Below are 22,321 nucleotides of genomic sequence, written 5' to 3'. Positions count from 1 at the left end.
TCCTTTATCCCAGGTACTTTCTATACAATTTATTAAATAATAGCAAAAACAGGTTAGACAAAAAGTGCATTCTTGTCTAACCTTTATGATATTCAAAAGTTTCTGTCTATCGGCATTTCCGAGTTCTATTTTATCTTGCCGGGCCGGATAAAAATGCCGTAAATCCCAGTCAGGACAACGCCAATCAGGAGCACATAAATGATGACTGCCGACTGAATGTTGCCTGCTGTTTCGGGAATTTTTTCGGGCATTTCTTCTTTTTTTGTCTTTTCGACTTGGCCTGATTTGGGATAAACATAGACATGATTTACTATTTGTCCATTTTGCAAGGTCAGCGGAAGCTGTACGACAATGGGCGCAGCGGCTGTGATAATGCCTTTCCCTGTGACTTCCGCCACGCGGTAAATTCCGCTGGAGAGTGAGATTCTGGTCTGCCCGTTTGCATCCGTCACAACAGTCTGTGACTGATTGTCCGGCGCAATTTCAAAAGGTGCGGCCGAATTGTTCGCCGGGACAACCTTGTCAATCTGATAATGAACACCGGCCATGACTTTCAGCTGATGCCCGCTGGAGTCTCTGGATTCATCCTGGTCAATCGCAGCGCCTGTCGGACTTGCGGGCAATTTTGTCTCTGTGACTTGAGCCTGCGAGAGCTGATATTTTACAATACTGATGGAGTAGCTTCCTTCTTCCATTTTTAAAGCTAATGCCGAAGGGCTCACGAAGACAGTTGCGAAGAGAGTAAAGAGGATTGCGGCGCTTTTCAGCGCATTCGCATTAGAGAAGATAGCCCATTTCTTCATCTAATCTTCCTCCGTTTCTCTTTTTTTAACAAAGACCAGCTTGACCGCCACGATGATGAGACCGGCCAAGGCCAGACCACTTGCAATAATCAGCAGGAGCTGAATCGTATGGGTTGAACCTGTAAAAGGCAGCTCAGCCTGCTTAGAATTCGGCGCATAAATGACGGATACGCCGTTAAGACCGTAATCAGAGGTCAAAAGGACAAAATGTGACTTTTTGAGTAGTTCATAACCTTCAGGCGCTTTCGTTTCAACCAGTGTATAATCCCCGTAAGGAATTTGGCTGAAATGAATTTGACCGTACTGGTTCGTTTCAGCACTGTTGACAACCTTGTCTGTGACGTCTCTCAGCTCAAAAACTGCGCCTGCCAGGGGCTTTCCTTTTGTCAGGTGGTAATCGCTATCTATATTCGGCACGTCATCTGTTGTACCGGCTTCATATTTCAGCAGGTAAATATCGCCGACTTTTGCGTAATAAACATTGATTGTGATGTCAGGCTGGTTTTCTGCACTGATGACATGCGCCGCTGTTTTAGTCAAATCTGGTGGCTTGCCGTTATCCGGGTCGTCCGTTGACTGCACAATACTTTTATCGACCGACGGATTTTTCACAGCATCAAATGTCGGCTTTCCTGAGGCTGAATCGGAAATCTTCTTCCAGCCGCTGCTGGTAATTTCGCCTGTGTCCTCAATTGTAAACGCTGGTGCTGCTGATACAGCTGTGCCGTTATTATAAAAGTAGGTGGCAATAATGTTTCCAGTGACATTGTCTTTGACGGAGACAAAGCTTATTGAGGCTTCATAAGCAGGTGCAACAACTGTTGTTCTGTCCTCTGCATCCAGATAATGGATGGTCTCGGTGGTCTTGTGCGTGTTAACAGCGGAATAGGTTTTCCGATAAACATAGGTGACCGTCGTGCCGGATTTGATGTATTTTCCGCTTGTCGTTTGCTCAGCAGAATTAATCGCCGCGCTCGAATCGCTGCTGGTCACGCGCACGAAGGCATAGCCTGCCGGTGGTGAGGACAGCGGACGGGTGGTGTAGGTTGTGTCTACATTCCCAGAGTTTGTTTGTGTCGGTGCAATTGAATTCCCGGCTGTGTCTACGTATTTTACTGTTAGTGTTCCTGTGACTGGAGCTGCTACTTTCTGATAGACATAAGTTACGGTTGTTCCTGACTGTATATACTGGCCGCTTGTTGTGCGGTCGGCATTTACAGTTGCTGTGCTGTCGCTGTTCGTCACGCGGACGAAGCTATAGCCTGCAGGCACTGGATTCAGCGGCTTCGTGCTGTATGACGTGCCGACATCTCCAGAGCTTGTTTGTGTCGGCGCTAGCGAATTCCCAGCTGTGTCCACGTATTTCACCGTCAGGGTTCCTGTGTCCGGGACAATTGGAGGGTCGGGGGTGAAACTGACCTTTGTCAGAGCAAACTGCTGCAGGTTGTACTGAGCACCGGTCGAGCCTGAAATGATGAAAGAGAGGGCTGTTTTCGGGTTTGCAATTCCAGTTGCTTTTGCCAACTTTGAAACGGGAATTGACCAGTTTATAATCTGGCCCGGGGTCAGACCGGAGTTTCCGACATCTGTTGAGCCAGGTCCGATACTGGCCGTGATTGTTCCTGTTGAAGCTGTATAGGCAAAATGGAAAGGGTAAAAGTTGCCGTCGTAGAAGTCATTAAGATTGACTTGAGGGGAATCATTCAGATTATAGGCAACTTTGCCGTATCTAAAGGTGCCGACATTTCCAACAGAGGCATAACTCCAGCCTCCGGCTGAATAGACATTTTTAGTGCCGCCTACTGCCGGGAGTGCCGTTTTCAGCATTCTTTGAGGGTCACCTGTCACCACTGTACCTGGCCGATTATTATTCCAGTCCCAGTCTGTAATCGTCCCTGTGCCTTTTTCTTTGTCAAAGTTGGGATAAGTGTCCCCTGCCCAGCCGAAAGTTCGCGCGAGACCGCCGATTCCAAGCTGAGAGCCTGCGACTCCAAGAGTTCCGGGGGCTTCAGCTGCCCAGCCGAAACCGACACCGTCCGCACCGCCGCTTTTTCCGATGTTGAGATAGCCGTCAATCTGCCAGTCTGCCGTCATGTCAAACTTTGTCTTCAAGTAGGCCATGCCGACCTGATTGGTGCTGGCCTGAGTCAGTGTCAGAATGCCCGCAGGCGTGCCGTTAACGGTGCCTTTTGCATAGCTTGCAGAGCCGCTCAAGGCGAAATAAGTCTGAAAGTTATCGGGTGTAATTTCAGCCGGATTTGCTGCATAGGCTGTCTGATTTCTCATATCGGAAGGGAGCAGAAGACTTGTCCCGTCTATCAGCCCGAAAATGAAGGTAATCAGGCTAATGATTTTAATAAATGGGACAACAGTTTTTTGGGAGTTCTGCAGTAATTTATGCGTATGATTCACTTAGAACCTCCTGAAGCGTCATTCTCCTTCTGCTGCTTTTTTACGTTTCTTATCCATGACCACAAAGGCAGTACCCAGGCCGATTGCAGCGATTGCAACGGTAATCAGAATCACATTGCCGGCTCCGCCTGTGAATGGCAGATTGGTTGACTTGTTATCGTCGACTGTGACTGCGTTTGTCGCATGTGTGCCTAAAGTGACAGTAACTTTCTGCGCGCTCTTCATCAGTTCATAGCCTTTTGGCGCAATAGTTTCCACCACATAGTAGTCCTGCTGAACGCTATCACCGCCGGCAGGCATTGAAGCGGCATCCAGGTCAAGGACATTATTGCTGTTGCCGTCGGTGAATTTCAGTGGCAGGCCATTGAAGGCGGCTTTTCCATTAGCATCTGAGGTTGAAATCAGCCATTTCACGCCTGTCGGCAGGCTGCCTGTGCTGTCATCGGCTGTTCCGTCGTTGTTATCCGCTAGCGCACTTGAGCTTGTATAGCTGTAGACATTGCCGTCTGTTGCCAGGAATTTGCTGGCGTCGACATTGGCCTGGCTGTCGGAAATCATGAAGACGGCACCGGCAAGCTGAGTTTTATCTGCTGCATCTTCTTTCAGAATGTCAAAACCGCCGTCAAAGTACTTCGGCTCTGTTCCTGGAGTCGTCCTATCTGTCTGAGGCTTTCCGCCAGGAATCTGATAGTTGACGTCAAAGTCATTTGAAACGGTGCCTGTCCAGTTCGGTGCAACGGAGGTAATGATATGCCCGGAGATTTTGTCAAATGGTCCGGAAACTTTTGAGCCGTCTTTCGCTGTGACTGCGCCTAGCCCGATTTCTTTGATTCCGCTCGCTGTCAATGCGATGGTTACACGGTTTGACGTTTTATCATAAGTTGTTGTATAGTCTGCATCTGCCAATTGTGTCCAGCCGGAGGCATTGTGAACCCACAGGCTCGCTTCTTTGTAGCTTAGGTTCTTGTCCAGATTATCCACAAGGCTGTAGTTCGCCTGAGCCGGGTATGCTGTGCCGTCAGGGCCTGTTCCGGCTGAGAAATAGATGGGCTGTCCCTCTGCTGTTGCGATGGTGAACTGGGAGCCGTCTGCGTTTTTCACAGGATTGCCGGCCGCATCAAAAACCGGCGTGACTATTTCTGATTTTGCTGTGGTATAAAGGCCGTTCGGAATGCCGGTGGTCAGTTCCCAGCTGAAATTATTTCCAGCCATGAGTGAGCTGCCTTTGCTGCCGTTAGCGGTTTTGTCGGGCGTTAAATCATTACTGATGACGTTTTTCGGCATAACATTGACATCATAAATCAAGCCCGGATTTGCTGTGCCGCGCTGGGTTTGAGGAATGTAGACAAAGAATGGCTGGCTCGGGAAAGCAACTGTCACAGCGTTACCTGTTGTCGGGTCAATGGCGCCTGAATTATTTGTTTCGGTGACGAGGTAAATTCCGTCATTTGCCGTTCCTGTGCCTAAATTCCAGGTGATTTTTCCGTTCTTATCGGTTGTTGCGGCTTGAGCGGAAAAATTGCTGTCAAACGTGTAGGCTGTGTCTTTGGTCGGGTCTACGAGCTGTGCGCCTGATTTGGGAAGAACTCGCTGAAGTGTGAATTCAACGCCTTGGAGTGCTTTGCGTGCGACTGGCTGTGCTGTGCCGTCGCCTGCGGGGCCGTGGTCATTCACGTCTGTCGCCTGATATTTCGTGATTGTGAGGCTGCGCTCTGATGTTGCATCTGCAACGGGATTGGATGATGTTTGAGCAGACACATGTGTCGTGCCGAGCAGGAATGATGTGCCTGCCAGAGCAAGTGCCGGCGTGCTCGCCAGCAGCAGGAGTGCTGAGCAGGTCATCAAATGTGAGACGACACTTTTTTGTGATGCTTTTTTCATTTCTGTCTCCTTATATAGTTTTTTATGTGGCGCTTGGCCCTGGCTGAGTTTGCCTGTGGCTGAGCGGCCTGAGTTATTCGGGGGAAATTTCTGGTTTTGATGGGCATTTTTTCATCGAACTGGTGAATATTTGACTGTTGTCAGCTTCCAGCTCTCAGCTGCTGTGCAGCTTTTTCCCATAACGCTAAAAATAGGCCACGGTTCTTGTATAAACAAGACCATGACCTAATTTTCATACCTTACTTAATTTCAGATATTGATTAAAGTGCTTTCCAAGTGTTGTCGCTTCCTGGGATAGATGTTGTCCACCATTTTGCCTGGTAGTTGCGGCCGTTGTACTTAACGATGTCGCCGCCTACGTAAGCTTTACCGCTGATGTAGTCAACGCTGCCGTCTGAGTTCTTCTCTACGACTTGCTCCCAAGCTGCAGATTGGTCTGGACGGTTGTTGAGTGTCCAATATTTTGCCTTGTATGTGTGGCCGTTGTAGACAACAACGTCACCGTTGTGGTATGTCTTCTTTGCATCCCAAGCGTTAGCTTCAGGTGCTGACGGTGCTTCAGGCTCAACTGGTGTAGCTGGGTTCAAAGGTGTTGCAGGGATTTGAGGCTCTGCTGGTGCTGGAGCTTCTGCAGCTGCTGTTTTTACAACCAATACTGCGCTGGCTGCGGAAACTTCACCGTTCTTAGCGACTGCTTTGACAGTGTAGCGGTACTCTGTTCCTGCGTTCAGCTCTGTATCCATGTAAGCTGCTTTTACGCTTTCGCCGATGAATACGCCGTCACGGAAAATCTGGTAGCCTTTGATGCCTTGTGTGTGTGTTGATGCAGACCACATCAGGTTAACTGAGTCTTCAGTCTGACCCATTGAGTGAAGTCCTGAAGGTGTGGTTGGCTTCTCAACAACTGTTGCAGCTGAAGTCTTAACTGAAAGCTTCGCGCTCTTTTCTGAAGTCTGACCCATCACGTTCTTGGCAACAATCTGGTAGCTGTAAGTAGTGCCTGCTTTAAGGCCTTTGTCGTCAAACTCTGGGCTGTTGACTGTTGCAACTTTAGCGCCGTCACGGTAAACGTCATAAGAAATTGCATCTACTTGAGCGTTCCATGAGATTTTTGCTGTTGAAGCAGTCACGTGCTCAGCTTTCAAGCCTGCTGGTACTGCTGGAGCAGCTGGTGCAGATGGTGTGTTTGATGAGCCGTTAACGTTTACGTCAATTGCCTGGTAGAAAGCGCCGCCTGTATCGTAAACATCCCATACTGCAAGGATAACGTGGTAGCCGTTGTGGTCTGCAGGAACGTTGATTTGGTGGCTCAAGTTAGTGCTTGCCTGAGCGCCGTTACCTTGAACAGTGCCGATGAGCTGCAAGTCAGAACGCTTGATAGGAGCATTTGGGTTCCAGCCGTTCTTAGTAATCCAGTAAGTCCACTTGCTTGTACGGTGAGTCGCTGTGTAAGTCCATGTGAATGTGTTAACACCTGATTTGATGTTCTGCTTTTTCCACATTGAAGCAGACTGCTTGTTCATTTCAGCGAAACGAGTAAGACCGCCTGAAGGCAGAGTGCCGTCTGCAGGGCCTTCTTCTGGGAAGTTCTTACGTCCTTCCATACTCTGAGGCTCAGCTGCTGCGCCGCCATAGAGACCTGACCAGCCTGGTGTACCTTCTTTACGGTCGAGCATTCCCTGGTATGAACGTGAAGCAGGTGCGCTTACGTAACCGTGTGCGAAAGCTGTTTGACCGATGAATGCAGTACCTGCAACAACTGCTGCAAGTAAAGTTGATTTCAGAATGTTTTTCTTCATATATCCCTCATTTTTTTAGTTAATAGAATGGTGCGTTTAAAAATTTATGATTCAATACAATTCTTTTAGTAAAAGATTCTAATAGCATTAGAAATTTTCCCAAAGAAAAAAATGATTGGATAAGGTAATGCATGTCAGAGGTGTTACTTTATGAAAATCATTTTATCTACTGCTTAACAATTATCTGAAAGAAGGGACGTCATTTGCTTCTTTTCATTCGTACTGACTGAAAAACCGGTATTTCAGAACAATATGGAAAATTGCTGAGGTAGTTTTGTATTTAAATCTTTTTTATTTGACGCGAGATTTATTATAGCAAAAAAATATACAATATTACAATATTCGCTTCTTTTTGAGTAAATTCAGAAAAATGGACACTTTTTCTAAATTGTCCTCTTTAAGAGGGCAAAAAAGACAGTCACAATCAATATGTCCGCTGTTCCGCCTAAGCTCAAATTTTTCTTCAACATGTTGTCTTTTAGACACTTTGTAAATTTTTGTTTATTCTCACTTTTGAAATAAAGTGCAGATTGTTCCTGCATCCAGCCTAGAATTTCTACACTCTTTGCCCTTTTGATTAAATTGCTATCAGGTAGCACTAATACAATTCTCATGAAAGTGTCCATTAAGCGCTCTTTCAATTCTCCCTGGCTTTGATTCAGGAATGGTAATGCAGTGTTAAAGACGGTCGGGAAGCCGTTTTCGGCCTCTCCGCGAATGCCTTTCAGGCCGTATTCGGCAAATTGTTTCTCGCCGGCGGTCAAATCTTTTTTGTCTTTGCGGCTGATTTTTTCAAAATCCCGCGCGCTCAGATTAACCAGCATTTTCTTAATGGTCTCTTGAATATCAGGAAGCTTGCTGCCGCCATTATAGGCTGTCGCGGTTACTGCAATTCCCAGCAAAAAGATGGCACCTTTGTGCGTATTGACGCCGTTTGTGGCTTGGAGCATGTCTTTTTCGGCGTCAAGTCCCAGTTTTCGGGCAGCAGAAAAGAGTTCCGGCAGGTCTTCTTCTTGAGAATCTGTGCGGAAACTCTCTCCCAGCTGTGCGAGCTTTTCGAAATAGGGCTGAAGTGCGAGGGCGCTGTCAATGAAGGTGAAAATGTCCATGTCCGGATGGCCTGGGTTGCCTGTTGGTGAGACGAGTCCGGGCTTATCCGGCAGTGAAACTTCATAGAGCAGCGCTTTTACTGCAAGCTGGGCGAGATATTTCGGGGAACTTGCGTTATTCGCCGCATTCATTGCACTCATCGCATTCGTCGTTTTCGTCAAAATAGTCCTCGCAGATTTTTTCTATTTCTTGGGTGATTTCTTCTTTGCTGTGCCGCTGGCTTCGGGCGCATTCTTTGGCTGGGCGCTCGCAGATGAAACATTTCCGGGCGGGCAGGCCGAGCTCGCTGCGGGAGATTTGACGGTCGGTTTCGGCGTCGTAAACGTCCAGGTCGAAGAGTCGGCCGAGCGGCTGGTTTTCTTCTATGGTAATCATTTCCTGTTTTACTTTATCAGCCTCGCTGCGGCAGACTAGGAAGCCTTCTGGGCCTGTTTTTCTTTCGATGAAGAGCTTTTGCTCCTGGGATTTTCTGGTCAAATCCGGCCAGATTGACAGAAAGATTTGCTGAAAATAGGGGTTATTTTTTATTGGGCCTGGGATGTTCAGTTTTACGGAGACGAGCGTGCGCTGCGGGAATTGCTCTGCCAGGTCGGACAGTCTATCTACGCGCCACTCTTTGTTTTTGAGCACTTCTTCCAGTGTCACTTTTTTTCCTGTAGAAAAAATTTTCATGTTGTTTTACCAAAAATGGGCAGTCCTGCGCAAGCGGTTCATGCCCATTATTTCTTGTTGTTAGTCTTTCACTTCGCGGATGACGTCCAGAAGTGTCCCGTCACGGTACTCAATCAGGGCGACCACTCGGTCGGTGAATTCGAGTGCCTGCGGCTTGCCGAGTTTGGCCTCGGCCATTTTCGCCAGTTCTTCAATGCTGTAGATTTTCAGGCTTGGCACTTTGCTGAGGACGTCAATCAAATCTGTACGCTTCGGATTGATTGCGATGCCGACTTCGGTGACGAGGACGTCAATCGAATCTCCTGGCGTGACAAGCGTGGTGACATCTGGAACGACTGTTGCAATACGTCCGCGCACCAGTGGTGCTGAGATGATGGTCAGCTTTGCATGCGATGCATCCTGATGACCGCCGATTGCGCCGCGGATGACGCCGTCAGAGCCTGTCATGACATTGACGTTGAACTTTGTATCAATTTCCAGGGCTGACAGGATGACCACGTCGAGTTTGTCGACCATGGCGCCTTTATTGGCGGGGTCTGCATACCAGCTGGCGTCGATTTCCTGCTGCTCTTTGTTTTTGTGCATGGACTGAGCTGCGCCGGCATCGAAATCCTGCACGTCCATAATTTTCTTGACCAGGCCTTCTTCGAGCAGGCCGACCATTGGCGAGGTGATGCCGCCCAGAGCGAAGGCTGCCTTGATATCGGCGTCTATCATTGACTGGCGCAGGAAGCGGGTTACAGCAAGGGCTGCACCGCCTGTGCCTGTCTGAAAGCTGAATCCGTCTTTGAAATAGGGCGAGTTCACAATCACGTCATTGACGGTTTCCGCGATTTTCAGTTCTTTAGGGTCTTTCGTGAAGCGTGTTGCGCCTGCGCCTATTTTCTGAGGATTTCCAACAGCATCAATTTTAACAATCATGTCAACTTGCGTCTGCTTGATGGAAGCAGGTGTGTTGGGATAGGGCACAAGATGGTCGGTCACTAAGATGACCTTGTCGGCGTAAGCCGCATCCATTAAGGCATAACCTAATGAGCCGAAGGCAGTTGGGCCGTCCATTCCGTTGGCATTGCCCATTTCGTCTGAATTCGGCACGCCTAGGAAGGCCACGTCTATTTTGATGGCGCCTTCTTCGATGGCACGCGCACGGCCGCCGTGACTGCGGAAGATGACCGGATTTTTCAGAGCGCCGTGGGAGACTGCATCGCCCAGTGTGCCGCGCATACCTGAGGAGGTGATATTGGTCACGGTGCCTTTTTTTATGGCTTCGACCAGGATATCGTTCATGACATTTGTCAATGATGACGGCGCAATGGTCAGGTCTTTGTAGCCTTCGTCAATGATGACGCGCATGACTTTATTGAAGACGAAGTCGCCTTCGCGGAAATGGTGGTGAAATGAGATGGTCATGCCGTCTTTGACTGAGGATTTGACGGCTTCTTCAAGAGAGCTGACAACTTTATTTCCAGCATTTGAAGCTTTGACTTTCGTGGCGGCGTGCTGAACTTCACGGTTGCCGTACTCGGTTGTTTCAAAGGGCTTGTAGCCGGATTGAGTCAGCAATTCATCTGGTAATTCGCGTCCTGCTTTATTTTGCATGATAAACTCCTTTCTCGTCGAGTACGCCCGCTGCTTCGGCAAGCATGATTGTACGCTCGGCACGAAGCACGATGGGACGGTCAACCATTTCGCCGTTCAGGCTGATAACGCCTGAGCCTTTGGCTTTCGCCTCTTCGATGGCCGCCATGACTTTCTGCGCTTCAATGACTTCCTTTTCAGTCGGTGTGTAAACCTTGTTCACCAGCGGAATCTGGCGCGGATTAATGACAGATTTGCCGTCAAAGCCGAGTTTGTGAATCAGCTCAACGCCGCGCAGGAAGCCTTCTTCGTCATCCACATTGCCGTAGACAGTATCAAAAGCTGCGACACCTGCGGCACGCGCGGCGTGAAGAATCATGTTCCGGGCAAAATAGAGCTCCTCCTCATCCGGATAGGCTTTGGTTTTCATGTCCACGCGATAGTCCATGCCTGAAAGCGCAATGCCCATCATACGATTCGGGCAGCTACGGGCGACTTCGAGCGCATTCATCACGCCGAGCGCAGACTCTAGGGCTGCCATGACTTTGGTTTGACCGATTTCGAGGCCGAATTCTTTTTCAGCTTTTTCGATTTCAGCTGACAGCTCTTCCATCATCGCGGCAGTTTCAACTTTTGGTGCGCGGATGACTTGGATGCCGGCCTTTACCATGGCACGCACGTCCTGTTTCCAGAAAGGCGTATCCAGCCCGTTGATGCGGACGACCAGCTCAGCATTGCCGTAATCAATGTTTTTCACGGCTTCATAGACCAGCAGGCGCGCGGCGTCCTTTTCAGTCATTGAAACAGCGTCTTCCAGGTCAAACATGATGGAGTCGGCACCGAAAATACCGGCGTCTTTAATCATTGAAGGGCTGTTCCCCGGCACAAACATCATGGTACGTCTCAATTTTTCAGCCATTATAGCGCCTCCCAGTTAATCTCTTCAGCTTCAAGCGCACGCTCAACCGCAGCTGCAGCGCGGGCACGAATCACCAGGTCCAGAGCGCCCTTGTCCACTATCTGCACGGCTGCGTTCTGAATGCCGTATTTATTGAGCACATCAAGCACGGTGGCCTGAATCTGCTCGCCAAACTGTTTTTTCACGTCGCTCGTCAGCTCAAAAGTAATGCCCTTCGCCGATGCCGGTGAAACTGTAACCTGGAGGTCAGATGATTCAAGCGTTCCGGCCATTCCAGTCTTTTTAATTTCCATTTTCTTCTATCCTCCCTTGGATTTCGTTCAAGTTCTCCTCTATAAATCTGTAAGTCGTCGCAGGCACGAAAGCCTTGACTTTCAGCAGTTCTCCGTCTTTAATCGCACGTCTGACTGCGGTTGCGGAGATAATTTCATGTTCTGTTTCCTTGCGCGGAATGATTTTGACTTCAATTAAACCGGACAACTCATGCTTAAGTGTCTGATTATAAATTTCTGTTGTCTCCGAAAAGGGCTCTTCGCCTAAATATCGGCTCGTAATGCCCAGCGCGGGCACCATCCATTTCCCAAACAGGCGCGCGTCAAGCTCCGTCTGGTATTTCGTGATTCCGGCCTCGTCCTTGATAAAATAGCTGGGAAAAGTCGCAAAACTCACCATGTAGTCGCCGCCCGTTGTCACGCTGACATTGGGCAAGTCTGCCAGCCCCTGCTGAACCAGCAGCAGACGTTCACCCGGTGTAAAAAGTGAGCCGTCCGACGCAACCACAAATACAATGACCTGCTCGTTCTCCTCTGCCGCCTTTTCGACCAAGGCTCTGTGCCCCAGCGTGAAAGGATTGGCATTCATCACGATACTGGCGATTCTCCTGCCTTGCGGCTTTGGCGCATTTTCCAGAAAATCGTGAATATCCGGTCTGCCTTTTTCCAGCAGTGCTGCGGCTTCTGTCTGGACAAGCTCGTGGAAGCCTAGATACTGAAAGCTTTGACTGTACTCGGCCTTTGTAAAGACAAAGATATGATGCAGCCCACGGGCTGCCAAGCGGTTACTCAGCTCTGTGATGATTGTATTAAATCTCGCAGAACTTAAGTCTTCCGAGCTGCTTGCTGCAACGAGCTGTATGATGTTTCCTTTGACGGAACCGCAAGCTAGGATTTCTCCCGTCCTATCGTCAAAAATACCGACCGTTTCATCTAGCATTTCCGGGTCCGCTGGTGCCCTGAGATTCATGCTCGCCAGAAATTCCTGCCACTGAATACGGCTTGCTGGAATTTTTAAAAAAATATCTTGTATTTTTTCCATTTTTTGTTTTCGTATCTCATAAAATGCTATAATTCAAGTATGAACAACGACCTTTTAGCCAATCTGGCCCGCGATTATTACATTGCCAATATGACCTTTGCTGAGCTTGCCGACAAATACTCGCTTAGTCGTTATCTGGTCAACAAGTATCTGGAAGAGGCACGTCAGACGGGCATTGTCACGATTCTGATTGAGACGCCTCTGCAGCGCAATCAGGAGCTGGAGCGGCAATTTCACAAACTTTTTGATATTCAGGAAATTGCTATCATTGACGACGGCGGTCTGGCCAGCGGACGCGACAATCTCATCAGTTTTGCGGCCGAGCATATTCAGAGGCGCATCATTCAAAGCTCAATTGTGGGAACGCTTTGGGGCGCCACGATGTACGATGTGACGGAGCACTTTCTTCCAGTGGTGCGTGATGGGCTGACTTTTACGCAGTTTATGGGTGAAAATCGTAAGTACAAGTCAGCCGTGGGCTCACGGCGCATGGTTGAAAATGCGGCTCAAAGATTCTCCGCAGATTTTATTACTTTGTCAGGCCCCCTCTATGTCGTGAACAAGGAGACGCGTAACGGCATGATTCATGAAATTGCTTCTCAGCCGGCGATTCGGGCTGCAAGAAAAATGAACATGCTTTTTACGGGGCTTGGCACGCTGGCATCTGTTAATTCGATTCCTGACTGGCGCGCGCACATTGACGAGATTTTTCCGAATGTCAATCTTGACGAAGTCGTCGGCATGGTCTACGGCCGGCCGATTGACATCAACGGGAAAGTGCTGGTCAAGCCTGAGGAAGACTGTGTCTTCGGTCTTTCCATGCTTCAGATTCTCCGCACGCCGCATCGTATTGCGGTCGTTCCGAGCAAGTTTAAGGCTCAGTCAACACTGGGCGCGCTGCGCGGGAAATTTTTCACGGATTTGATTATCTCTGAGGCGGTTGCGACGCGCATTCTTAACGAGATTTAAATTTATTCCAAGTCAATTTTAACATCGACAGTCTGCACTGGTATGTCGTAAAACGGGTCTTCACGACGGCCGAGGAAATCTTTCCCCGGTTTCGGAAAGAGGGCGTAATCCAGCACATCTTCGTCGGACTTGGCATATTCAGAAATTTCAGCCTTGAGTTTGTAAAATTCCGGCTCAAGCTTATCGGCTGGGCGCTCTGTTTCAACCGGCGCATCGCCGATGATTTTTTCACGAATCTCGGGAGAAATTTCTACTGGCGGTTTGCCGTATTTTCCGGCAACATAGTCCTTTATTTCTTTTGGTACAAGTTTATAGCGCTCGCCGGTGATAACGTTCATGACTGCCTGAGAGCCTACCATCTGCGATAAGGGCGTGACAAGCGGCGGGAAGCCTAAATCTGCGCGGACTTTCGGCACTTCTGCCAATACGGCATCGTATTTGTCTGACATGTGCTGTTCATCCAGCTGACTCATCAGATTTGACAGCATGCCGCCAGGAACCTGGAAAATCAGCGCCTTCGGCTCAGTATCCTTAACTTTGGGGTTGAGGATTTTTTCGGCGCGGAAACGGTCACGCACAGGATTGAAATGTTCAGCGATAGCAGACAGCTTGTCCAATTTCAAACCAGTTTCATAACCGAGATTCTCCAGTGCAATGGCCATGGCCTCTGTCGCCGGCTGTGAAGTCCCGCCGGAAAAGCTGGAAATGCAGGTGTCAATGATGTCTGCGCCTGCTTCAACGGATTTGACATAGGTCATCTCAGAAACACCGGCTGTCGCATGGGTATGAATCTCCAGCGGCAAATCCACTGCGTCCTTAATGCGCGACACCAGCTCATAGGCGGTTTCCGGCAGCAAAATACCAGCCATATCCTTAATACAAAGCGAATCTGCCCCCATCGTGGACATTTCCTTCGCCAAATTAACAAAGTAGTCTACAGTGTGGAAATCACTGGTCGTATAAGCAATTGCAGGCTGTGCTTCAGCGCCGGCATTTTTTGTCGCTTCCAGAGCCGTGCGAAGATTACGGGTATCATTCAGCGCGTCAAAAATCCGAATCACATCAATGCCGTTTCTGACGGATTTTTCGACAAATTTTACCACCACATCGTCCGCGTAGTGACGATAGCCCAGCAAATTCTGACCGCGCAGCAGCATCTGCAGCTTGGTATTTTTAACCCGTGAGCGAATCTGGCGAAGCCGCTCCCAAGGGTCTTCATTCAAGAAACGAAGACAGGAGTCAAAAGTCGCACCGCCCCATGCCTCCAGAGACAGATAGCCTGCCTCATCCATGGTTTTCAAAATCGGCAGCATATCAGAAATCGGCATGCGCGTCGCAATCTGTGATTGATTGCCGTCACGCAGCACTGTTTCCATAAATTGAACTTTTTTAGTCATACTTTTTTCTACTTTCTTCGGCATTTTGTTCATAAAACATTAACATCAGCTCTTCTTCACTGGGAATAGTTTCGCTAAGGCCAGTGACGCAAGATAGATGATAATCAGGACGACAAAGACACCGCCCCAGCCAAGCGCTAATATTTCTAAAGCTTTTGGTAAATTTTCAGTCATTTCATTTCTCCTTAAATGGCATTCGCGCAAGCGCTCGTCTTACATTATGCCAGCAGTGCAAGCACTAAGCCGCCTGCAATCACCGAGGCAATCTGTCCAGCCACATTGGCACCTGCGGCATGCATCAGAATGAAGTTCTGCGGGTCTTCTGCTGTTGCCATTTTCTGAATCACGCGCGAGCTCATCGGGAAGGCCGAGATACCAGCGGCGCCAATCATCGGATTGATTTTCTCTTTGCGGAAAAGATTCAGGAGCTTGGCGAATAGTACACCGCCGATGGAGTCCATGACGAAGGCTACCAGACCAAGCAGAATGACAATCAGTGTATCTACTTGCAGGAATTCATGATATTCCAGCTTCACTGAAACGGTCAGCCCCAGCAGAATCGAGACAATGTTGACCAGTTCATTTTGAGCAGTCAGCGAAAGCCTGTCAAGCACGCCGCATTCTCGCAGGAGGTTTCCGAACATCAGGAAGCCTACCAATGGAAGAGAAACTGGGGCAATTAAGCCGGCAATGATTGTAATCACTATCGGGAAGAGGATTTTTGCCGTTTGTGAGACTTCGCCTGCGCGATAAGCCATGCGAATTCTCCGCTCATGCTTGGTCGTTACGGCACGGATAGCTACAGGCTGGATAATTGGCACCAAAGCCATATAGCTATAAGCCGCGACCATGATTGCGCCGAGGTACTTCGAGTGCAGCGTATTGGCCACAAAGATGGAAGTCGGGCCGTCCGCCGCACCGATGATGCCGATTGAGGCCGCATCGTTCATATGGAAGCCCAGCAAAGTCGCCACGATAATCGTGAAGAAAATGCCGAACTGCGCTGCCGCACCGAACAGGAGCAGAAAAGGATTTTGCAGAATCGGGCCGAAATCAATCATCGCGCCAATCCCGATGAATAAGAGTAGCGGGAAAAGCTCGGTATTGATGCCGGCATCGAACAGAACCTGAAAAGGACCTTTTTCACCGCCTGTGGACAAAACGCCGGTATTCGGAAAATTCACCAGAATCGCGCCCAGTCCCATGGGAACAAGCAGCGTCGGCTCATAATCTTTTTTGATTCCGAGATACATGAGAACTGCCCCAATGAGCATCATCACAATACGTCCCGGTTCCGCCCCCATCTGAGTAATTCCGTGTAAAAGTGTTTGCATATCTTTCCTCTCTAAGCAATGGTAATCAGTGCATCACCAGGGTTAACCTGGTTTCCGGCTGTGACATGAATCTCTGAAACAGTTCCAGCTTTATCTGCCACAATCTGATTTTCCATCTTCATTGCCTCAAGAATCATCAGAGGCTGATTTTCTTCTACATGTTCACCTACGTTGACTAAAATTCTTAAAATTGCACCTGGCATGGGCGCTTTGATGGCGGCCGCACTTGCTGAACGCACTGAGGGCGCTGCGACCGAGGCTGCTGCTGCTGGTGCTGGGGGAACTACTGCCGGAGCCGCCGGGGCTGCTGGTGCGGCAACGGCAACGGGAGCAGGCTGCAGAGGATGCTGTGGCGTTCCCTCTTCTTCCATTTCGACAAGATACTCTTTGCCGTCAACACGAATTTTGAATTTTCTGAGCATTTTTGCTGCCTTTCTTTGAAAGTTTTAATTTGAGAGCTTGAAATTGAGAGCATCAAGCATTGCGGTCACTTGAAATTTTACGTTTGATTGACTTGACAGTCAATTGATTTTCTTCTGTTACGGTACAGACAGCTGCTGCAAGCACCGAAACGAGCTCTGCTTCCGGATTGCGCTGCCAGACTTTTTTGATTGTGAATTTTCCGTCAGACCGGTCGGCCATTGCGATTGATGAACTAATCAGGCTGGCGGTTTTTACTTCTTCTTTGCCGGTCACTTCAACCCAAGCGGGAACATTCTCCCAGTCTGCTTCTATTTTAACAGATTTGTCAACAATAGTCTCATGTCTAACTAAATTGTCGGGTTTTTTTCGTCTGTGAAAAAATCGCATGCTGCTTATCCCCCCCTTTCTTATATTTTCTATACATTAAGAATATCATACAAACCGCAAAAGTCGGTAATTTATGAATTGCCGACCTTTACGTAAATTAAGGACTCTTATAAGAATTCGGAAATCATCCGCCGAATAGCATGTGTCCCGGAACAGCGAAGAACATGGAACCCGCTACGAGGAAGATGATGAGCACGCCGATGGCATATTTGCCGGCTTCGCGCTGCCATTGGCCCATATCAAGGTCTGTCATACGAAGAAGCAGATAAATGAAGGCAACCAGCGGGCTGAGCAAGTGGAAGGCCATACCCATCAATGAAGCGATACCTAATTGCAGGTTTGTAAAGCCGTATTCCACACCAACCTTTGCGAGGGCGGGCATAACGCCGTAATAGAAGCCGTCGTTGGAAAGGAAGAAAGTACCGGGTACAGAGAGAATGGCGATAATAAAGCCATAGAAACGTCCCCATGAATCAGGGATGATGCTGACAAGGTTGCTCGCCAGGGCATCCGACATGCCTGTCCCCTGGAAGAGGCCGAGCAGTACGCCGGCTGCAAAGATAAGGATAACGACCTGGAGTGCATCTCCGCCATGCGCACCAATACGTTTAGACTGGTCTTTGAGGTTCGGATAGTTGACCATCAGTGCAATGACCGTACCAATCAGGAAAAGAACTGAAGGCGGAACAGAAATGGCAGAAATAAATGAGCCTGCAACCAGCCAGACAATCAGAACAATCGTCAAAATACCGTTAAAAGCAAAGAGTTTCGGACGACGAACAGACAAGGTCTCTTCATCGGGAATTTCCATCATGGCATCGATTTCCGCATCCGTCAAGGTAGTCACACCCAGACGACTACGTTCCTGCTTGCCCATACGAATGGCAACAAAGAAGATTACATAAGCAATCGCAAGAATCATACCAGGCAGGAGATAAGTCAGAATGCTGGCATCAAGATGCAGAACCGCCATCGCACGCGCGGTCGGACCGCCCCATGGAAGCAGATTCATAATCGCATTCTGCAGAATCAGCAGAACGGCCAGGTTCATGACCTTCATATGCAGCTTCTTATAAATCGGCAGGAAAGCCGACACAACAATCAGCGTTGTCGTCGTTCCGTCACCGTTCAGAGAAACCGCGGCTGAAACAATTGCAGTGGCAATCAGAATCTTCATAGGATCGCCCTTAGCAAAGTGAATCATGCGTGATGTGATAGGGTCGAACATTCCGGCATCCAGCATGATTGAGAAATAAAGAATGGCGAAGATCAGCATGATACCCGTTGAAGATACGCTTGACATTCCATCCATGATCATGGCGCCGAGATTCGTGACCTGAGCACCGTCATCACCTTTCGGATACTGGGCTAAGCCTGTCAGCATCACCACAGCGGCGAAGACGATAGGCACAAGAACCAGCGTGAGGAATGGTGACAGCCACTTTTTCATGATGACAATCATAAAGACAATAATCATCAAGTAAGCTAATATGGTTAACATAGCTTCCTCCTAAATGTTATTATAAATTCGATTTTTTGAAATCGTTTACAGTTTCATTTTAAGACTTACTTAAGCTTTTGTCAAGCGATTTTTGAATTTTTTAAAAATTATTTTTCAAATTTTTTAAAAATGTTAAAGCGCTTAAAACTTTTTAAAAAAATAAGAAAGTTTTAAGGGGTAACTAATATGTTAAAATAAGTCATGAACACTTTTGACAAAAATCTGATTTTAAATAAGAACTCCTGGCTCTCTGAGCTGAACATTCTAGAAAAGACTTCTTCCACGCAGAGCGAAGCCAAAAAGGGAGCGAAGAACTCACTCTATTTGACCGGCCATCAAACCGCCACCTACGGACGTTTCGGCCGCGAATATTTTGCACCTGCCCAGGGCGGTATTTATATGAGTGCAAATCTTGGGACGATTAGTCTGGAACATCCGGTTCAGTACACACTTCTTGCAGCAGCAGCTATCGTCAGTGCAGTAGAAAAACTGACCAGCAAAAAACCTCTGATAAAATGGGTGAACGACATTTACCTGGACGGTAAAAAGTTTGTCGGAATCCTTGCAGAATCCGGCAGAGCAGGCATTGTGCTCGGCATCGGCATCAATTTTCATATTACAGAATTTCCTGAGGAGCTCAGCGGCCGCGCAACTTCGCTGTTCTTCGATGATAAACCAAGCATCAGCGCGTCTGAGCTGGTCGCGGAAATCTGGGCAGAATTTGAGCGCCTGAAATCTGAAAATTATTTGGAAATTTACAAGGCACACTGCTTCGTTCTGGGCCAGAATGTCGCTTTCACACAAAATAAAGTAGATTACGAGGGACTCGCTACCGACCTGACAAATCACGGTGAGCTCGTTGTAGACTGCAGCGACGGCGTACAGCGCATTCTCAACTCCGGCGAAATTTCATTGAAAAAATAAACGAATAATTGTATAAAAAATCCGAATAATCATGATGAGTTATCAGTAATTATTCGGATTTATGTTTATTTAATTAGTCTTCCCAATCTTCAAGGTCTTCATCAAGGAACAGGGCAGAGGCAGTATCATCGCCTGCGTCCTGGTCGTCCCACGGCACATAGTCGTAGTCCGCGGCATTCTTCACACGTGTGTAAGCTAAGCCTGACTCGTTATCCACAAAGACATTGCCGAAGGCTGCGATATTCCAGCCTTTTGAGACGAAATAGTAAGGCATGTCAGAGTCACTGTCTGCCTCTACAACAGAAGCGCCTTCTTCAGTTCCGTACCAGGCTACTGCTTCATCCTTCCAGCCGGCTTTTATAAGATTTGCCTGCTCTGCCGGGCTTGTTGTATAGTTGTGTGAACCAGCTTTCGCATTCGGATTATATGCGCGCTTCAAAGCTACTGAACCGCCTGAGTACCAGCCGATTCCTTCATCACTCCAGCCGGCTTTCTTCAATTCGTCACGCTCATAGCTGCTCAGAGTATAGAAATGGTCGCCGGCATTTTTGTTATAAAGGCGGTAAACAGGGCTTCCTGAATCTGGAGCGACCCAGCCGATTCCCTCATAACTCCAGCCTGCGTCTACCAGACTGCTGGCTTCATTTGGAGTCGCTGTGTAGAAGTGCTCACCTGAATTCGGGTTGTAAAGGCGATTCATTGCAACATCTGCATTGGCAGACAGTTCGATTCCAGCAGCTGCCGCAAATCCTGCTGCTGCAATCAAAAGTTTTCCGAAAATTTTCATCTTTCCTCATTCTATGTAATAGGTATTTTCATCGAACCATAGGCGCTCAGCTTTAAAATTTGAAGCCTATAATCCTGTATTTATTTTACTCTAATTACGCTTTCATTTCCAGCACACTTATCACTAAATTGTAAAAAAACTAGTCTTTTCGAGAATTGAAATAGGGGTTAATCCGCGGCAGGATTCTGTAAAGAGAGACGGCTAAGCCCACCACTATCACTGCTTTGACGATTTCACCGACGATGAAAGGCACGAATCCTGTCATAAAAGCTGCGCCCCAATTCATCTTGTAATAGACCTTCAGCCACACTGTGCCGATTAGCAAGGTCAGTCCAAGCCCTAGTAAATTCGTCAAAGTTAACATGAAAATATTTCGGCCAAAGAGCTGAATCATCAGGCTAATCAGGCTTCCAGAAACTAAAAAAGCCAGCAGAAATCCGCCAGTCGGGCCAAATAAAGACGCCGGCCCAGACGCTCCGCCGCTGAAAATCGGCAGACCAATCAAGCCCAACAGCAAATACAGCAGAACACTCAGAAGAATCTCACGTAAGCGGTACAAACTGGCCAGCAGCGCCACAACTAAGGTCTGCAGAGTAAAAGGAACCGGGCCTAAGGGAATAGCCAATTGTGAGGCCACGGCAATCAGAGCCGTGCCCAATGCGACTAGCAGCAAAGAGAAGGTATTATTTTTCATCCTTAAAATTATAGCAAAAAAGCGCGTTCTACACCACATTCATCTCTGATATTCCTCATGCTTCATGAACTATGACCTTTGAGAGATTCATGCTTTTTCATTCTTCATGAAACTTCGTCAAGTTTCTCTGATTTTTCGTGAATATTTTGTGAATTTTGGACAGAGAAGTTTTTTAACGCAAGGTCGGCTCGTTCCAGTAAAACCGGTGTGACATGACGACCATAAACGCGGCTAATCATCTGAGTATCCGCCCAGCCTCCCCGTTGAACAATGACTTGTTCATCAACGCCTCGTTCTTTCTGAAGCATAACATTGCCGTGACGCAAAGCATGGGAAACAAATGTGGAGCTAAGTTTGTAGGGGAGGACATCACAAAATTTTTTCAAATAACAATTAATTGTCCCTTGACTAAATAGATGACCATTTTCTTGAACAAATACAAATTCAGAGTGGGTATCATTTTTCTCTTTGAACCAATTAAGAATTTCAATTTCTCGCTTTTTCAGAGAAATATCACGTTCAGAGTGACTTGTTTTGAGCTCTTTTAGTTTAGGAACCTGAGCTGAAGACTGTATCCTATCCAATTGCGTTCTCATGTGAAGAATCCCTAACTCAAAGTCAATATCTTGGTATCTCAACCCTGCAGATTCTGAAATTCGATTGCCTAAAGAAAACTGAAATTCAACAAACATACGCTTGCGCCAATTATTGACACGGTCACACCCTCTTCCATCTGTGATACGTTTTTCCATTGCCTCAAGTAGGAGTTTCATCTCACTGACTGTAAAGTTTTTGTCCTCACGTTTCTGCTTTTCTTCCAGGGTCTCTTTATGCTTTGGGAGACGGACACGATACATGGGACTTTCCTGAATATAACCTTCATCCTCACAGAATTCAAAGAAAAGGCTGAGCCTACTTCGATAGTTCTTTTTTGAAGACGGAGTCACATTTAAGTGAGTCAGATAATCTTTGATGTGATCTTTTTCAACTTTTGCCACTTGCCAGCGCCCGAAAGTCGCTTTAAAAACTCGCGTATTGCTTCGATCAGCTTTGTGTGTTCCATCAGACACGGAATCTTTACGGAATTCATACCATTTCTCTAGAGCCTCGCTCACAGTGAGCGCGGTTTTCTTTTTGTTGTAATCGCCTAAAATCCTTTCTACTTTGATGCTTAGTTTGTTTTTCGCCTCATCGAGTGCTTTTTTGGTCGTGCTGTCTGAGCCGCAAGTGACTTGTTTCCACCGTTCTTCATAAGGATGGTAGTAGTCCATCACGAGTCGATATTTGAATTTTCCTGTTGCTTTTTCGGGGTAAACCCGTAAGCCGTTTTTTGTTGCCATTTTTGTCTCCTTTCGGTAAAATCACGAAGGAGCGTATAGAACACTTTTATTATAGCATCCTTTCAAATACTTCGCAA

Annotated in this window: 21 protein-coding genes; 2 read left to right on the top strand and 19 right to left on the bottom strand. The window is 47.7% G+C overall.

The annotated features are described in order from the left end of the window. Nucleotides 1–125: 125 nt before the first annotated feature. The 10 genes from ACYQ2E_RS03000 to citC form a co-directional block, all read right to left on the bottom strand. On the bottom strand, nucleotides 126–803 hold the full coding sequence (locus ACYQ2E_RS03000) for a pilin N-terminal domain-containing protein (RefSeq protein WP_460016576.1): 678 nt from the start codon (nucleotides 801–803) through the stop codon (nucleotides 126–128). Further along, nucleotides 804–3,215 carry a lectin-like domain-containing protein gene (locus ACYQ2E_RS02995; protein ID WP_460016575.1) on the bottom strand — a complete coding sequence of 804 codons (2,412 nt, stop codon included), beginning with the start codon at nucleotides 3,213–3,215 and terminating at the stop codon, nucleotides 804–806. It lies immediately after the preceding gene. Nucleotides 3,216–3,233: 18 nt separating this feature from the next. After that, nucleotides 3,234–5,096, bottom strand: coding sequence for a SpaH/EbpB family LPXTG-anchored major pilin (locus tag ACYQ2E_RS02990; protein ID WP_460016574.1), 1,863 nt, complete (start codon nucleotides 5,094–5,096; stop codon nucleotides 3,234–3,236). A gap of 260 nt (nucleotides 5,097–5,356) precedes the next feature. Continuing rightward, nucleotides 5,357–6,895, bottom strand: coding sequence for a lytic polysaccharide monooxygenase (locus tag ACYQ2E_RS02985; protein WP_460016573.1), 1,539 nt, complete (start codon nucleotides 6,893–6,895; stop codon nucleotides 5,357–5,359). Nucleotides 6,896–7,278: 383 nt separating this feature from the next. Further along, complete coding sequence (locus ACYQ2E_RS02980) at nucleotides 7,279–8,166, bottom strand: triphosphoribosyl-dephospho-CoA synthase (protein ID WP_460016572.1); 888 nt, start codon at nucleotides 8,164–8,166, stop codon at nucleotides 7,279–7,281. After that, entirely contained in the window at nucleotides 8,120–8,650 is a 531-nt protein-coding gene (gene citX, locus ACYQ2E_RS02975; protein WP_460016571.1) for a citrate lyase holo-[acyl-carrier protein] synthase, read from the bottom strand. Before citX ends, ACYQ2E_RS02980 begins: the two co-directional genes overlap by 47 nt. 87 nt (nucleotides 8,651–8,737) lie before the next feature. After that, nucleotides 8,738–10,276: a citrate lyase subunit alpha gene (citF, locus tag ACYQ2E_RS02970; protein WP_460016570.1), complete on the bottom strand. Its 1,539-nt coding sequence runs from the start codon at nucleotides 10,274–10,276 to the stop codon at nucleotides 8,738–8,740. Then, entirely contained in the window at nucleotides 10,266–11,174 is a 909-nt protein-coding gene (gene citE, locus ACYQ2E_RS02965; protein ID WP_460016569.1) for a citrate (pro-3S)-lyase subunit beta, read from the bottom strand. Before citE ends, citF begins: the two co-directional genes overlap by 11 nt. Continuing rightward, nucleotides 11,174–11,467, bottom strand: a complete 294-nt coding sequence (gene citD, locus ACYQ2E_RS02960; protein ID WP_460016568.1) for a citrate lyase acyl carrier protein — start codon at nucleotides 11,465–11,467, stop codon at nucleotides 11,174–11,176. Before citD ends, citE begins: the two co-directional genes overlap by 1 nt. After that, nucleotides 11,457–12,488, bottom strand: coding sequence for a [citrate (pro-3S)-lyase] ligase (gene citC / locus ACYQ2E_RS02955; protein WP_460016567.1), 1,032 nt, complete (start codon nucleotides 12,486–12,488; stop codon nucleotides 11,457–11,459). Before citC ends, citD begins: the two co-directional genes overlap by 11 nt. 39 nt (nucleotides 12,489–12,527) lie before the next feature. On the opposite strand from citC, the gene ACYQ2E_RS02950 reads away from it, so the two are divergent. Further along, nucleotides 12,528–13,457: a sugar-binding transcriptional regulator gene (locus ACYQ2E_RS02950; protein ID WP_460016566.1), complete on the top strand. Its 930-nt coding sequence runs from the start codon at nucleotides 12,528–12,530 to the stop codon at nucleotides 13,455–13,457. Between the two features lie 2 nt (nucleotides 13,458–13,459). Here the strand turns inward: ACYQ2E_RS02950 and ACYQ2E_RS02945 are convergent, their stop codons facing one another. The 6 genes from ACYQ2E_RS02945 to ACYQ2E_RS02920 all read right to left on the bottom strand — a co-directional run bounded on the left by ACYQ2E_RS02945 (nucleotide 13,460) and on the right by ACYQ2E_RS02920 (nucleotide 18,499). Continuing rightward, nucleotides 13,460–14,854, bottom strand: coding sequence for an oxaloacetate decarboxylase subunit alpha (locus ACYQ2E_RS02945; protein WP_460016625.1), 1,395 nt, complete (start codon nucleotides 14,852–14,854; stop codon nucleotides 13,460–13,462). 45 nt (nucleotides 14,855–14,899) lie between these two features. Beyond that, nucleotides 14,900–15,028 (bottom strand): OadG-related small transporter subunit, encoded by a 129-nt coding sequence (locus ACYQ2E_RS02940; RefSeq protein ID WP_460016565.1) that lies wholly within the window; start codon nucleotides 15,026–15,028, stop codon nucleotides 14,900–14,902. Between the two features lie 44 nt (nucleotides 15,029–15,072). Next, nucleotides 15,073–16,188, bottom strand: coding sequence for a sodium ion-translocating decarboxylase subunit beta (locus tag ACYQ2E_RS02935; protein ID WP_460016564.1), 1,116 nt, complete (start codon nucleotides 16,186–16,188; stop codon nucleotides 15,073–15,075). An 11-nt stretch (nucleotides 16,189–16,199) separates the two neighbouring features. After that, nucleotides 16,200–16,610 carry an acetyl-CoA carboxylase biotin carboxyl carrier protein subunit gene (locus ACYQ2E_RS02930; protein WP_460016563.1) on the bottom strand — a complete coding sequence of 137 codons (411 nt, stop codon included), beginning with the start codon at nucleotides 16,608–16,610 and terminating at the stop codon, nucleotides 16,200–16,202. Nucleotides 16,611–16,662: 52 nt separating this feature from the next. Further along, nucleotides 16,663–16,998 (bottom strand): hypothetical protein, encoded by a 336-nt coding sequence (locus ACYQ2E_RS02925; RefSeq protein WP_460016562.1) that lies wholly within the window; start codon nucleotides 16,996–16,998, stop codon nucleotides 16,663–16,665. A 124-nt stretch (nucleotides 16,999–17,122) separates the two neighbouring features. Further along, nucleotides 17,123–18,499 carry a CitMHS family transporter gene (locus tag ACYQ2E_RS02920; protein ID WP_460016561.1) on the bottom strand — a complete coding sequence of 459 codons (1,377 nt, stop codon included), beginning with the start codon at nucleotides 18,497–18,499 and terminating at the stop codon, nucleotides 17,123–17,125. A gap of 201 nt (nucleotides 18,500–18,700) precedes the next feature. Between ACYQ2E_RS02920 and ACYQ2E_RS02915 the strand changes: the two genes are divergently transcribed. After that, nucleotides 18,701–19,423: a biotin--[acetyl-CoA-carboxylase] ligase gene (locus ACYQ2E_RS02915; RefSeq protein WP_460016560.1), complete on the top strand. Its 723-nt coding sequence runs from the start codon at nucleotides 18,701–18,703 to the stop codon at nucleotides 19,421–19,423. A gap of 73 nt (nucleotides 19,424–19,496) precedes the next feature. Here the strand turns inward: ACYQ2E_RS02915 and ACYQ2E_RS02910 are convergent, their stop codons facing one another. The 3 genes from ACYQ2E_RS02910 to ACYQ2E_RS02900 all read right to left on the bottom strand — a co-directional run bounded on the left by ACYQ2E_RS02910 (nucleotide 19,497) and on the right by ACYQ2E_RS02900 (nucleotide 22,244). Then, a complete protein-coding gene (locus tag ACYQ2E_RS02910; RefSeq protein ID WP_460016559.1) occupies nucleotides 19,497–20,210 on the bottom strand; it encodes a hypothetical protein in 714 nt (237 codons plus the stop codon). A gap of 139 nt (nucleotides 20,211–20,349) precedes the next feature. Then, nucleotides 20,350–20,904, bottom strand: coding sequence for a biotin transporter BioY (locus ACYQ2E_RS02905; RefSeq protein ID WP_460016558.1), 555 nt, complete (start codon nucleotides 20,902–20,904; stop codon nucleotides 20,350–20,352). Between the two features lie 104 nt (nucleotides 20,905–21,008). Next, nucleotides 21,009–22,244 carry a tyrosine-type recombinase/integrase gene (locus ACYQ2E_RS02900; protein WP_460016557.1) on the bottom strand — a complete coding sequence of 412 codons (1,236 nt, stop codon included), beginning with the start codon at nucleotides 22,242–22,244 and terminating at the stop codon, nucleotides 21,009–21,011. Nucleotides 22,245–22,321: the final 77 nt, after the last annotated feature.

This window comes from Lactovum odontotermitis (assembly GCF_054658595.1).
This window is presented reverse-complemented; position numbering and strand designations above follow the sequence as displayed.